This window comes from Mastigocoleus testarum BC008 (assembly GCF_001456025.1).
In the GTDB taxonomy this organism is placed as follows: domain Bacteria; phylum Cyanobacteriota; class Cyanobacteriia; order Cyanobacteriales; family Nostocaceae; genus Mastigocoleus; species Mastigocoleus testarum.
Genome location: NZ_LMTZ01000133.1, coordinates 13,023 through 26,600 on the forward strand (window position 1 = coordinate 13,023; position 13,578 = coordinate 26,600).

13 protein-coding genes are annotated in these 13,578 nt (G+C 36.7%); 7 read left to right on the forward strand and 6 right to left on the reverse strand.

What is annotated here, in order from left to right:
• Positions 1-102: 102 nt before the first annotated feature.
• Positions 103-297: a plasmid partition protein ParG gene (locus BC008_RS52835; RefSeq protein WP_036266720.1), complete on the forward strand. Its 195-nt coding sequence runs from the start codon at positions 103-105 to the stop codon at positions 295-297.
• Positions 298-1,444: 1,147 nt separating this feature from the next.
• On the opposite strand, the gene BC008_RS35195 is transcribed toward BC008_RS52835, so the two are convergent.
• Positions 1,445-1,789 carry a hypothetical protein gene (locus BC008_RS35195; RefSeq protein ID WP_058183358.1) on the reverse strand — a complete coding sequence of 115 codons (345 nt, stop codon included), beginning with the start codon at positions 1,787-1,789 and terminating at the stop codon, positions 1,445-1,447.
• A gap of 405 nt (positions 1,790-2,194) precedes the next feature.
• Positions 2,195-2,431 (reverse strand): hypothetical protein, encoded by a 237-nt coding sequence (locus tag BC008_RS35200; protein WP_058183357.1) that lies wholly within the window; start codon positions 2,429-2,431, stop codon positions 2,195-2,197.
• A 247-nt stretch (positions 2,432-2,678) separates the two neighbouring features.
• Here BC008_RS35200 and BC008_RS35205 point away from each other — a divergent pair, with 247 nt between their 5' ends.
• The gene (locus tag BC008_RS35205) at positions 2,679-4,148 is read left to right on the forward strand and encodes a carotenoid oxygenase family protein (RefSeq protein WP_027845968.1); all 1,470 of its coding nucleotides are present in this window, start codon (positions 2,679-2,681) and stop codon (positions 4,146-4,148) included.
• A 254-nt stretch (positions 4,149-4,402) separates the two neighbouring features.
• Here the strand turns inward: BC008_RS35205 and BC008_RS35210 are convergent, their stop codons facing one another.
• On the reverse strand, positions 4,403-5,500 hold the full coding sequence (locus BC008_RS35210) for a hypothetical protein (protein WP_027845969.1): 1,098 nt from the start codon (positions 5,498-5,500) through the stop codon (positions 4,403-4,405).
• Between the two features lie 794 nt (positions 5,501-6,294).
• On the opposite strand from BC008_RS35210, the gene BC008_RS50865 reads away from it, so the two are divergent.
• The 3 genes from BC008_RS50865 to BC008_RS35225 all read left to right on the forward strand — a co-directional run bounded on the left by BC008_RS50865 (position 6,295) and on the right by BC008_RS35225 (position 8,995).
• Positions 6,295-6,432 carry a hypothetical protein gene (locus BC008_RS50865; RefSeq protein ID WP_058183356.1) on the forward strand — a complete coding sequence of 46 codons (138 nt, stop codon included), beginning with the start codon at positions 6,295-6,297 and terminating at the stop codon, positions 6,430-6,432.
• Between the two features lie 369 nt (positions 6,433-6,801).
• Positions 6,802-7,248, forward strand: coding sequence for a tellurite resistance TerB family protein (locus BC008_RS35220; RefSeq protein ID WP_027845970.1), 447 nt, complete (start codon positions 6,802-6,804; stop codon positions 7,246-7,248).
• Between the two features lie 391 nt (positions 7,249-7,639).
• Positions 7,640-8,995, forward strand: coding sequence for a UDP-N-acetylmuramoyl-tripeptide--D-alanyl-D-alanine ligase (locus BC008_RS35225; protein ID WP_027845971.1), 1,356 nt, complete (start codon positions 7,640-7,642; stop codon positions 8,993-8,995).
• Here BC008_RS35225 and BC008_RS52840 read toward each other — a convergent pair.
• Positions 8,992-9,111, reverse strand: coding sequence for a hypothetical protein (locus BC008_RS52840; RefSeq protein WP_407657093.1), 120 nt, complete (start codon positions 9,109-9,111; stop codon positions 8,992-8,994). The two genes, BC008_RS35225 and BC008_RS52840, sit on opposite strands and share 4 nt — an antisense overlap.
• 70 nt (positions 9,112-9,181) lie before the next feature.
• Positions 9,182-9,505 carry a hypothetical protein gene (locus tag BC008_RS35230; protein ID WP_058183355.1) on the reverse strand — a complete coding sequence of 108 codons (324 nt, stop codon included), beginning with the start codon at positions 9,503-9,505 and terminating at the stop codon, positions 9,182-9,184.
• Positions 9,506-9,673: 168 nt separating this feature from the next.
• Between BC008_RS35230 and BC008_RS35235 the strand changes: the two genes are divergently transcribed.
• Positions 9,674-10,657: a putative 2-dehydropantoate 2-reductase gene (locus BC008_RS35235; RefSeq protein WP_027846053.1), complete on the forward strand. Its 984-nt coding sequence runs from the start codon at positions 9,674-9,676 to the stop codon at positions 10,655-10,657.
• A gap of 127 nt (positions 10,658-10,784) precedes the next feature.
• Here the strand turns inward: BC008_RS35235 and BC008_RS35240 are convergent, their stop codons facing one another.
• The gene (locus BC008_RS35240; RefSeq protein ID WP_027846054.1) at positions 10,785-12,158 is read right to left on the reverse strand and encodes a serine hydrolase; all 1,374 of its coding nucleotides are present in this window, start codon (positions 12,156-12,158) and stop codon (positions 10,785-10,787) included.
• A gap of 338 nt (positions 12,159-12,496) precedes the next feature.
• On the opposite strand from BC008_RS35240, the gene BC008_RS35245 reads away from it, so the two are divergent.
• Complete coding sequence (locus BC008_RS35245; RefSeq protein WP_036267962.1) at positions 12,497-13,549, forward strand: CHAT domain-containing protein; 1,053 nt, start codon at positions 12,497-12,499, stop codon at positions 13,547-13,549.
• Positions 13,550-13,578 lie beyond the last annotated feature (29 nt).

Here is a 13,578-nt window from a genome sequence, read left to right on the forward strand (position 1 = left end):
TAACTACTCACTAATTTTATATCATTATGATCCTATATCATTATGACTATTAAAGTGTAAAATGGTATACATACATAAGTAATATGATATAAAGGGTTTTGGATGAAAATCCTTTACAGACCAATGTGTACAGCTAAAACACAGCCATTGAAAATTTACTTAGACAAAGAACAACATTTGCTATTAAAAATACTTTGTGCCCTTGAGCAGAGAAGTATGAATAGCGTGATAACTGAGTTAATTGCTGATTGGATCGAAGAAAAAAAGGAGGTTCATAAAAATATAATAAATATGTAAAAAGCTTCCATGATGCCGTGGGAGAGTTAATCTTAAATATCTTGGGTTTACTTGTTTGATTAAAAACAGATCTTGACTATCTTTAAATATTGCTTTTCGTTGGTTGTATATCAGTACTAATTTCTTACTAACGGCAGATTTATCAAGCAGTTTGTGGATACGAACTGCTTGAATTAGGAATTTAGGGACATTCCGTCACAGATGGCGTGGTGTCCATACAATATGATCTCGGATACCTCCGTTGACTGAATGAGTGCACAACGCACCAGTGGTCCAGTCTCTATGGCGGATGATCTACGGAACTCCTCCTTAAAAAAACTTTTATGACAGTTAGGGTGCGGAATGTGAATTCCTGTCTTTACTTTCTGAATCAGAAAGCCATAAGCATTTGTGTAGAACGAAATTTTCAATCAGTACTCAAGTTCCGCCTTGACCGGGAAATAAGTCAAGGTTCAGGATTCTAAAATTTTGGTCAACTCAAACTAATCTCACCCCAAAATAGAGATCGGTTCAAGGATCTACCTTATGAAGTTCAGAGCGGGTTTCTATAGAACCCATTTGAGATCTTTATTTCTAGTCAGCAGCTAGTTGTTGAGTATTAATCTAATAAAACAAAGCTTGAGCTTGGCATTATTGGCACGAGGGCGTTGCTAAATAGAATAGATTAGACATCTCCGAAAACAACCAAATTCTTACTATTACTAACTTTTAAATAGCGACCGCCGAAATAAAACAAGGGTATTACCCTGATGTAAAGCGAATTTGTTTGAAAATATACCCAAATGGTATGGGCTTTAGAGGGGAATGGCACCAAGGAAACCTGAAAGGCTTGCTAGAAGGGAGGTATGGGGATAGGAGTAGAGAGGGGAGAAGGGGAGTTTAATTAATGGGGATTGTTGCACTAAGCTAAATAACACGCTTTCCACACCTCCCACACTCCCCATCAGTTCAAGGCTTGAGTCTTAACTTCGTACAATTTGGCTTTAGAGAGATTGAACGTGTTACCCCGAATTCACTATACAGCAATTATGAATTGGAAGTCCCTTTAGGTTAAATTGCAAGTCATTGCTGCAGTCCGAAAATTTAGCACCACAGCTACGGAAGAACCGTTTTATCTGCTACAAATCTTTTTGTCGGATTTATTTGATTAAATAAAACCTACACCTTTACCACGTTTATCATCTTCCATTGTAAGTTTTCCGTCTTCTTCATTGTTATTTATATCAGCCAATTCTTTAGCTCTCTCAACAGCTTGTGCTTCTTCCTTGGCTCTAAGATCCCCACGTTCTTCGTAATACATTTCTGGTTCAACCGCATAATTATTTGCTAAACCTTCATTGTCTACTGTAAAGCCAGCTTCTTCTGCTTGTTGCTTATACCCTTCCCCTTCACGCTCTATCCGCGCAGCAGTTTCGCCAGGTATAAGATTGCGATCGTATCCGTCTCTTTCTGCTCTTTGTTTACTATCAACTGCTTTCTTATGATCAGCCATAAATATTTATCCTAAATCTGCTTAACATTTATTATTCAAGTAGTCTATTCACACTCCCCAGACTCAAATCACCGAAATTCTCGGTTTTGCTAAGGTTGTAGTGAAAAATACCTGTTGTATTATTTCAGCATCAACCACACTATTAATTTAAAAATGAAATGTGAGATAATTGTGAGCTTTTCGTTAATTTTTTTACTTTAAAAAATCTTCCGATTTTTTAGAAGTGTTGATTTACTAAAAAATTAGGCATTGCATATTTGCGGGACGATAACCAAATTTGTCTAAGCTGAAACTACTGATAAATAAGGGGAATTTTTTTGGATATATTTAAGTCATGCCATATTAATGCAACGCCAATAATTGTGTTTAAACTCTGCAGAGTTCTTGGCAAGATTCCATAATCACTCAAGGAGTATTATAACTAACTGGTATTGGTTCCCCTGCAGATATAATCACTGGAAAGTGATGAACATTAGGTCGATGCATTGCTTGTAAGCCCAAACGAGCTCGATTAGGCATATCTGCTTCTGCTGTTATAACCACACCAGCGCTGTCCAATATGCAGTGATTGAAGTTAAGTCCATTCAGCTTAAATGCCATCATACTTACAATAGCAGCATACCAGATACCCAAAGTTCTCATCTTGGAGCCAAAGTTTTGAATATCCTACATTTCTTGTTGTAAGAGAATAATGTGATAAAGTTGTGAGGCGATACTTTAAGACAACAGTTAAAATAATTAATTTGGTCTGACGTGTTGATAATAGCCGTTAGTTAGCCTTCATCAAACAAACAAATTGTAAAAGGCTTAGAAATCTTAATACCTTAGTTATTCCGTTTCATAGAGCACAAGTTTTAATATTTTTATAGCCCAACTCAATAAAATTAAGATGCAGGCCATTAACAAAAACTCATCAAAAGCAGCCTGGACCAAAGCAATTGCTCAACCGGGTGAAGAATTTCCCCTCACCCCGTTAAAAATTTTATCTGGTCACGGTCAAATCCCTGTAGGATTGTGTGGAACCCTGTATCGTAATGGCCCAGGTCGTTTAGAACGTGGTGGAATTCACGTAGGGCACTGGTTTGATGGCGACGGTGCCATTCTTGCTGTATATTTTAATCTTCCCGGTCAAAAGGGGGGTGCTAGCGCTATTTACCGTTATGTTGAAACTGCTGGTTATAAAGCAGAAACAAAAGCAGGTAAATTACTTTATAGCAACTATGGAATGAAAGCACCAGGGCCATTTTGGAATCAATGGCTCAGACCTGTGAAAAATTCTGCAAATACTTCAGTGCTTGCACTTCAAGATAAACTTTTGGCACTTTGGGAAGGTGCCGAACCCTATGCTTTAGATTTAAAAAATCTTGCAACTTTGGGTAAAGATAATTTGGGTGGATTAAGCGATGAAATGTCTTATTCTGCTCATCCTAAGATTGACGCTGCAACGGGCGAAATTTTTAATTTTGGTATTACACCCGGTAGAAAAACAATCTTAAATATCTACAGAAGCGATTCTAGTGGAAAAATTCTGCAAAAAGCAAAGCATCAACTTGAGGGTATACCTTTGGTGCATGATTTTGTGTTAGCAGGTGAATATCTGGTATTTTTTATACCTCCAGTTAGATTGCATTTCAAGTCTGTATTAATGGGTTCTAGCTGTTTCAGCAATGCACTGAAGTGGGAACCTGAATTGGGAACACAAATTTTAGTATTAGATCGTCATAGTTTACAAATTGTCAGTCGTAGTGAAACTGAATCTTGGTTTCAATGGCATTTTGCCAACGGTTTTGTAGATCCTGAGAATAATTTAATTGTAGATATGGCTTGCTATGAGGATTTTCAAACCAACCAATTTCTCAAGGAAGTTGCAACAGGTGAAACTCACACTGTTGCTGAAAGTAGACTGACACGAGTTACATTAAACCCTACCACAGGGAAAGTTATAAATACCGAACGGATATTAGATCGTCATTGTGAATTTCCGATTGTTCCCCCATCTCGTGTTGGCAAAGAATCTCGCTATACTTACTTTTCTATTGCTCGACAAGGCACAGATATCGGTCGAGAATTATTGAATGGAATTGCTCGGTTGAATCATGACACTAACACTATTACTGAAGCAGTATTTCCCGACAATCATTATCCATCGGAACCAATTTACGTTTCCGATCAAAGAAATCCACTTCAGGCTTGGATTTTAACTGTAGTTTACAATGCAGATGAAAAGCATGGACCTAACGGTCGTAGTGAGGTTTGGGTTTTTGATGCTGCTCGTTTGAACATAGAACCTGTTTGTAAATTAGAACTACCCAAGGTGATTCCCCCAGGATTTCACGGAACTTGGAAACAGGAAGATTAGCAACAATTTTCAATCGCAGAATTTAGGAGTAAGGAGATAGAAGAAAGGATTCAAACCAGTTGAAAAGTGTTTCAGTTGTACCTTACTTACTTGCAATCCCTTATAAAAATAGTACTTGGGATTGGGATGATAAAATTAGTTAGTTCTATGCCTCCATCTCATTAGCAAACTCAAGTAGGGGATTTGCGATCGCACAAATGAACTAATCGCCCACGATCAATCCAAATCCCCTGTAGTTTGATCCCGAAGAAATCTTAAACAACAAATGCGTCTACTTGAGCGGTACCAATATTAAATCCACTACTAAATGCATCTACACTAAATACGTCATTAAGAGCTGTTGCAGCTTGCTCTGAAAGATTCACGTTGACGTCAGTTAAATCTAAATTAGTAAATATTCCTTTTGTTTTGGTGCCCACATTCTCCAGTTCTAAATCAAATAATGGAATGCGAGTTACCAAACTATCATTTGCAATTACTGTTCCTGTCAAAACAGGTTCACTATCGACATTATTAATAACGAAGTCTGTTAAATTAACTTCTGTATCTCCAGTGGTAAAAGTCAAACCACCCTTGTGGAAAATTTCTACTTCTGTGTTATCCAGATCGGTTGCTCCACCAGTAATTAAGAAATCAGCAACTCCATTACAAATATGAGTCCCGCCAAACCCTGTCGCCTGAACGTTCAAATCTCCCAATGCATTTACTAGAGAGTCACTTAACTCAACATAAGTTCTACCTGCAGGAAGTACGTCTTGGGTTTGAGATGCTTCTGAAAATAGTAAGCTATCGTCAATAAAATCTATAATAGGTAATCTACCATCGCTAATATTACCGTTACTGGGGTCGAAAAGTGCATCCACTTTAGCAGTACCGATATTGAAGTCAGGAACAAAAGCCGTAACTCCAAAAGCCTCATTGAGAACATTAGCTGCAACATCTGTAAGAGTAACATTGACATTGTCAATATCTAGGTTGCTACCACCCCGATCTTCAGAGGTTCCAATACTACCAATTTCTAAATTAAATAATGGAGCGCGAGTAATAATATCCCCGTTAACTGAGACTAATCCAGTTAATACTGTCCCATCTTCCAAATTGCTAATCACAAAGTCCGTGAGGTTGACTTCTGTGTCTCCCGCTCTAAAACTCAATCCTCCACTGTGAGAAACTTCAACTCTAGTACTATCTAGATCCGTAGCACCTCCAATAATAGGGAAAATTGCCACACCGTCCGTAATTTGAGTGTTACCAAATCCACCAGCGTGCACATTCAAGGAACTCAAAGCATTCACCAACTCAGTACTTAATACTACTGAAGTTTGACCGTTGGGATTTGCTGAATAAGTCATTTGTAGAACCCCAAAATATTTATAGATATTGTTGATAGACTGATTTTTTGCTATAACTACCTAAATTAAGTTAGGTGAAATATTTTGTCAAGTTGTAACAGTAATTGATTTTCCGTCACGTCGCTGAGACTCCAAAATATAGAGTATTTTTGAAAACTTGACTATCTGTCAATTGTTTTCGCTTGTTGTTGTGAGATATACTCTGTCCTTGAAGCGTTTAAAGACCGCACCATCACTTGCAATCATTAAGAAATATTAATAGCATGAACTTAGATGTATTTTTCTTTCTTATTTACTTAATCAGAAAAACTAGCAAAAGAATATTTCTATTTTTATGATTATTGCTTAAATATAAAATTTATTTGAAATAATACTTGTTTTAAAAAAATATACTCTAAGTAAACCAATTGTAAGTAGTAATAACTAAATAAAGTTATAATATTTTATTCTAAACAAATTTGAAACTCTTTAATGAAAGAGGTTATGCCGATTAAATATAATCAAATAATTAAAATATGTTTTTTGGTGATTTTTGTGCTAAAAATACTGTTTATTGCCTCTTGTATTACGTGAAGCAATACTAAAATAATATCTTTTAATGATATTTTTTCATTTATTGGTTAACAAAATCTTTGAAAAAAAGCTTAATCTTTAACAAGAAAAAATAATTAAGGCTGCGTAAAACAGCTAAAGTTTTGTTAAGATGCAAATGTAGGTGATGCGTCACCAGTTTAGCGGAATCAGTTCTGATGATTTAGAAGAAGTAAGTGTAAACAGCGAAGGAGTAAATAATTATGGATAACTATATTTTCTTTGAAGAAGGCTTGTGGATGCTAGTTTATGCTTTCTTGTTATCCTCAGTTGGACTCATTGCAGTTTCTGGAATTGGTTTAGCAGTAATCGAAAGTATTGAAAGAACAAATAATCGATAATATTAATTAGAATAATAATACTGGTACAGGTCAGCAGAAATAAAGCAACTATTTATAAAGTCTAGAAGCTAGATAATATAATACTTTTGACTTATATCCTACGGACACGCCATCCTATGGACACGCGCTTTGGCTCCGCCGACGCCGCAGACTTTAGTTGCGCTACCTACGGTTCGGATCCGCTAATGACTTCCGCACAGTGGTACTAGATAGTTTTCTTCTTGCTACTAATGGTTGGTGTTCGCTCCTGAAAAAAGCTGGGAATAATAGATATTGAGACTCAAGGGAGTAAGCAAACTCCATATCTAGAAAAAATTGAGTTTCGAAAACACCAATACTGCAAAACTCTAGAGCAAGGAGAAAACCGACATGAGTTTATCTGAAAATTTATTGAGCACGCAGGCTAGGAGACAAGAAGTCTTCACTACAACGGAAGCTTTCACTGCCATTATTTTAGCAGCTACGGCTTCAGACGGTTATATTTCTCAACAACGAGCCGATGATATTTCCTCTGCCTTATTGCGAATAAAGCTTTTTAGTGGTTATTCCGGTGAAACTGTAGCTCAGATGTTGGATAAACTATTAGGTCTTTTGAGACGAGATGGATTCAACGTTTTGTTCAACACTGCTAAGGAGTCATTACCGCAAAACCTAAGAGAGACATCCTTTGCTGTAGCTACAGATTTGGTCTTGTCTGACAGCGTTGTAAGCGAAGAAGAGAGAAGTTTTTTAAACGATCTGCATCAAGCTTTAAATATAGACACTACTACAGCAACAAAAATTGTCGAGATCATGACAATTAAGAATCAAGGATAGAACAAGATTTTTATATAATAAGGACTTTACAAAATCGCAATAGTGGGTTCTCGTAAATTGGACCGTACGCTTAGTAACCGTGGGAAGACAAAAAATTAGAGGATAGTACTTTCTACTTATTCTTCTTATCCTCAAGCAAAATTTAATAAATTTAATCTATTGTTTGTATAAACTAAACTTGCCAAAGGAGTTATGCTTCTTTGGCATTATTTTGTACAAACTTTTTAACTTACTTTAAACAATGCCCTATAGCATTGTTAAATGCTTTGCTTTATATTTTCCTTTATAAAATTATAGGATTTAAACACTTTTTGTTTTCTCTTTAAGCCAGAGTGGTTTTTTCACCACAATTTTGGCGCGTCATTACCATTAAATCCAAAAAGTATTCATTATGCTTTGTTCTACCACACTATCTCAATTAGCTGAAGTATTAAAAGCTAAGCAAATTAACTTACCGGGGAATATTCTATCTCAAAAAATTACTGGTATTCAAACAGATAGCCGCATACTTAAGCCAGGGGAAGTATTTGTTGCTTTTCGAGGAGAAAAATTTGATGGACATGAATTTATTCCAGGAGTTTTTGCTAAAGGTGCTTTAGCTGCAATAGTCGACGAGAAATATCAAAATCAAGAGTTTCCCGAACTGCAAGTTAAAAATACCCTTGTTGCTTACCAAAAAATTGCTCGATGGTGGCGCGATCGCTTTGATGTTCCAGTTATTGGCGTAACAGGTTCTGTGGGAAAGACCACAACTAAGGAGCTGATAGCAGCAGTTTTATCAACCCAAGGCAGTGTTCTTAAGACCTACGCTAACTACAATAACGAAATAGGCGTACCAAAAACCCTGCTGGGACTAACACCGCAGCATCAGTACGCTGTAATTGAAATGGCAATGCGAGGTCAGGGACAAATTGCTGAACTGACCCAAATTGCTCGCCCAAATATTGGTGTAATTACCAATGTGGGTACAGCACATATCGAACTATTAGGTTCGGAAGCTGCTATTGCTAATGCGAAATGCGAACTGCTTGCACAAATGCCTACTGACGGTGTTGCAATCCTCAACCATGATAACCCCCTATTACTAGAAACTGCAGCTAAGGTCTGGCAAGGTAAATGTATCACCTTTGGCTTATTTGGCGGTGACATCCAAGGACAGATGATTGACAATTATACTGTGGAGGTTGATGGGATGAGATTACCTTTACCTTTACCGGGACGTCACAACGCCAGCAATTTTATGGCTGCTCTTGCTGTTGCTCAGGTTTTAGGGATTGATTGGTCAATTTTAAAATCTGGGGTAACAGTAGATATGCCGGGTGGGCGATCGCAGCGATTTGAATTACCCAATGATGTAGTCATCCTAGACGAAACTTACAATGCCGCACCAGAAGCAATGACAGCAGCATTAAACTTACTAGCAGAAACTCCAGGTAAGCGTAAAATTGCTGTTTTAGGAGCAATGAAGGAACTGGGAGAACGTTCCTTATCTCTACATCAGAGAGTCGGAGAAACAGTCAGAAATTTAAAATTAGATGCTCTAATGGTTTTGATTGACTGTAACGATGCAGAAGCCATTGCAATGAACGCTGAAGGTATTCTAACGGAATGCTTTTCGAGCCATGAAGATTTAATTAGTCGCTTAAAGAAATTTGTTGAACCAGGTGACAGGTTACTATTTAAAGCTGCCCATTCTGTAGGTTTAGATCGGGTTGCTGACGGGCTTCGTAAAGAGATGGCTGGTTAGTTACTTGTTGTTGGTAATTGGTAATTGGTAATTGGTAATTGGTAATTGGTAATTGGTAATTGGTAATTGGTAATTGGTAATTGGTAATTGGTAATCGGTAACTGGTAATCGGTGATTTCTTACTCATCACTCATTACTTATTACTTATTACTCGTTACTTATTACTTATTACTCGTTACTCAGTAACTAGGAATCCGGCAAAGGAGAATGACTTTTGGAAAACAAAATTGCTCCTAAATTGCAGATCCAACAAGTAACAGCTAGCCACATCAAAATAAAAGTTGGAAGCATTACTACACCAACCATAAACCAGGTATAGACATGAAATACCATCACTAGAGCCCAGAAGCTAGCAAAAGCTGCAGATTGCCACACTTGAGCAGAGGAACGACGGAGTGCTGAGAGACCTATTGTCAGTGAAGTAGACAGCAAGTTAGCTGGCACTAAAAATGAACAAATTCCAATGCAGTTGTTACGAGAAAATTCAGCTATCGTGTTTAAATCAAACATCAATCCTGTTGATTTATTTATCTAATTATAAATTATTGTATCTCTCTCTTAAAAGAATTTAAATTCTCCAAATTCTTATCTATTTTACCTCCTAAGCACAATTCAATACTTAATGGCCTATACCCGGTTAAAATATCTTTGAGTTCTGCTGCTTTAAATTTTTTTAATGTGACCAAAAATCTTACATATGCCATTCTGGGAACTGGCGCTTTAGGAGGATTCTATGGTGCTAAGTTGCAACAAGCAGGGTTGGAAGTTCATTTTCTAGTTCGTAGCGATTACGAAAGTGTCCGGCGTAATGGTTTATTTGTGGAGTCTGTTGATGGAGATTTTCGATTAAATCGGGTAAATGCTTACTGTGATGTAAGAAATATGCCTGCTTGTGATGTTGCGATCGTGGCATTAAAAACAACACAAAATCATCTTCTTCCGGACATCTTACTGCCCATACTCAAGGAAAATAGTACGGTCTTGGTGTTGCAAAATGGACTTGGGATTGAAGAAGAAGTTGCAGCAATCATTGATCGTTATAAAGTTAGCGGACATAAAATCGGTGAAACTAAAATAATAGGTGGATTATGTTTTTTATGTTCCAATAAGGTCGGAGATGGACATATTCGCCACTTAGCTTACGGAAAAATTAATTTAGGAGAGCATAAAAATAATTCCCAACATGGCGGTATCGCAGATGAAATGCAAATAATTGCAAATGACTTTGAAAGTGCTGGAATTCCGATTGAATTATCATCCGATTTACTTCTTGCTCGTTGGAAGAAGTTGGTTTGGAATATCCCCTACAACGGATTGTCAGTTGTTTTAGATGCAACTACAGAGGAATTGATGACGAATCCTAATAGCTTGGAATTAGTGAAAGAGTTAATGCATGAAGTGTTAAGAGGAGCAAAAAGCGTAGAATGTGATATTCCCTTGGAGTTTATTGAGACGATGTTGGAGCATACCCGAAATATGCATCCTTACCGTACCAGCATGAAGATAGACTATGACGAAAAGCGCCCTTTAGAATTAACAGCAATTTTTTCGAATGCTTTACAAGCAGCATTTTCTCGTGGAGTTAATTTACCAAAAATTAGATGCTTGTATCAGCAACTACAGTTTTTGGATCTGAGAAATAGAACCAATGCAGTCAAATAAAATATCCAAATTTATGCGGTTGTTTGAGTTCGAATATCTCTATTGTGAATATGAATAATTCAAAAGATATAGAATTCCAAAGATATAGAGTTTTCACTCATTCTGAAGTATGAAAGTTTCTAGGATGCTAACCAATTTTATTTAGTATCATATCTCTTCCATTTTGATGAAAGATTAATTGGGAAGCTTTACCCTGATTATCAGTCACGAAAGTAAGTTGAGCATCTACGATCTTACGAAAAAATTTAGTTGGAGATTCAGGAAAAATTTCAATAACTGGTCCTCCAACCCATTGAATAAAGATGCGTTGAGATTCAGTAGTAACCGTTAAGGTAATATCATTAACTTCAGACTGCGATCCGGAAGGCTCAAATTTATATTGTCCTACATAATTTTCGTAAATAGCAGGATCAAGGTTGATCGCTTCTCGTTTTTTTGGTAATTCATAGGATTCACCCAATATAATCGCAGTTAAATCTCGTCCAATCTTTTCCACTGGGGATGTGACAAGATTACTTAAAACCACAATTGTGATTTGTTCGTTGGGAAACCGAGAAAAATGACTGCTGAAGCCATCAATACCTCCATTGTGTGAAATACGATGGCGATCGTATATGGTGTCGAGCAACCATCCATAACCGTAATGCACTTGTTCATTGTCATCCTCAATAACCTTGATTTGAGGGGAAAACATTGCGTCTCTAGATAATTTGTTCAGTACTATATCGGTATTGAGCGAACAGTCCCATTTATAGAGGTCTTCAACTGTGGAATACAGCGCACCCGCACCAGATGGTAATGACATATCTATAAGTTGGGCGTTTTTATATTCTTCTCCCATAGAAACATAACCAGAAGCACGATTCTGCAATATGGTTTCGTAGCGATCATAACCGGAATCGATCATTCCTAATGGAGTGAAAATATATTCTTGCAAGTAATCTGCATAGGATTTATTGGAGACAGTTTCAATGATTTTTGTTAAAACAACATAGCCAGAATTACTATATTTAAACACTTCACCTGGCTGGAAATCTAAAGGATGATGGCTAAAATAAGCAATTAACTCATCCAACTCCATTTTGATTGTTTTCTTGGACTCAAAATCGTCAAAATTAGTGTAGTTAGGAATACCTGAGGTATGAGTTAGGAGTTGATGAATGGTAATTTTTCCCCCATTGGGATAGTCAGGTATGTAAGTTGCGACCGAATTATTTACATCAAGTAAGTTTTGTTCTTGAAGCTTGAGAATTGCTGCTGCAGTAAACTGCTTAGTAACAGAACCGATACGAAATTTTGTTAGAGGTGCATTGGGGATACTATGTTCCAAATTCGCCATTCCATATCCCTTACTCAATAATATTTCCCCTCCATAAGCAACAAGCACAGAACCGATAAAGTAGCCAGTTTCTAGATGTGCTTGTAAATAAACTTCCATCTCTTTTGTGAGATAGTTCATGTTTAGTGTGTCAGATTCGCTGAGATTTTTGGGCTTAACCATGGGACTACCTTTTCTTTTGGCTATTTGTTTAGTATATAAGTGCAATCCAAAGGAAATCTTTAGACTAGTTGAAAATGTCGTAAGTTACTGGGTAAAATGCATATGTTGACTTGATTTAGCTCTATTAAAAATAGGACTTACAAAAATAGGACCGACGTAAATAAACCTGGTTTCTACAAGAATTCTTCTGTTTGAACAGTAAAAATCTATCAAAAGATCTGCTTTTTGGCTTCGTGTACGTAAGTTCTGAAAAAAACATAGAAAAGTTGAAAGCTAACCGGAATCTTCAGTGCAGCTACTGTTTCTATATTTAAACCTCATATAAAAGCAGCTAATATATGAAAAAAATCCTAATCTTTTCAGCAAATCCAAAGAACACAGAAAAACTACGTTTGGATGAAGAAGTACGAGAAATTCAGAAAGCACTGAAACAATCTCAAAATCGAGAACAGTTTCAAATTTTTACTTTCCTAGCAGTGCGAGTTGAAGACCTGCGTCGTTCTTTATTGGAACATCAACCAACTATCGTTCATTTTTCGGGACATGGTTCTGGTGCTGAAGGTTTAGCTTTGGAAAATAATTCCGGGGAAATGCAACTATTAAGTACAGAATCTTTAGGAAGGTTATTTGGGTTGTTTCAGAGCCAAATAGAGTGTGTTTTACTGAATGCTTGTTATTCACAAGAGCAAGCAGAGGTAATTCACCAACATATTGATTATGTAGTGGGGATGAATCAGGCTATTGGGGATGTCGCAGCGATTGAGTTTGCTATTGGATTTTATGATGCGCTGTTTGCTGGGAGATCCTATGAAGAATGTTTTGTAGTTGGTCGTGCTTCTATTGACTTACAGGGTATTCCAGAATATTCAACCCCACAGCTTAAAGCAAGAAAGCGATATTCTTCCAATCTTGAAGACAATATAAAAGAAGATAAAAAATCAGAACTTGAAAAGAAATCGCCTCAGACTATGACACAAGAAAAACCTTCACAATCGATTGTTTTTAATTGTGGTAGTTATTCAGGACAAATAGGACAAGCTGGAGGTGACTTAAATCAAAATCAGTACAATAATCAAGCTGGTGTGGAGAAACAATTATCTGTCACAGAGGTTGTTGAATTAATAGAACAAATTGAATTTTTATTTAGTAATTCAGATTTACCTGAACAGCAAAAGAAAAAAGCCCTGAAACATATAGATTATGCAAAAGATGCAGTTCAAGAAGAACAAGCAGACAAAAATACTGCTACAAAAAGCTTACAAAAAGCCACTAAAGTTCTCGAAGAAGTCAATGAAACTTTGGGTGTAGGTCAAGGTGTTTGGGAAAAATTAGAACTAATTACTAAACCATTAGCTTCTTGGTTAGGAGTCGCAGTAAAAAGTTTTATTTAACTTTTGCGTAAAACAATTGTGTAAATTGT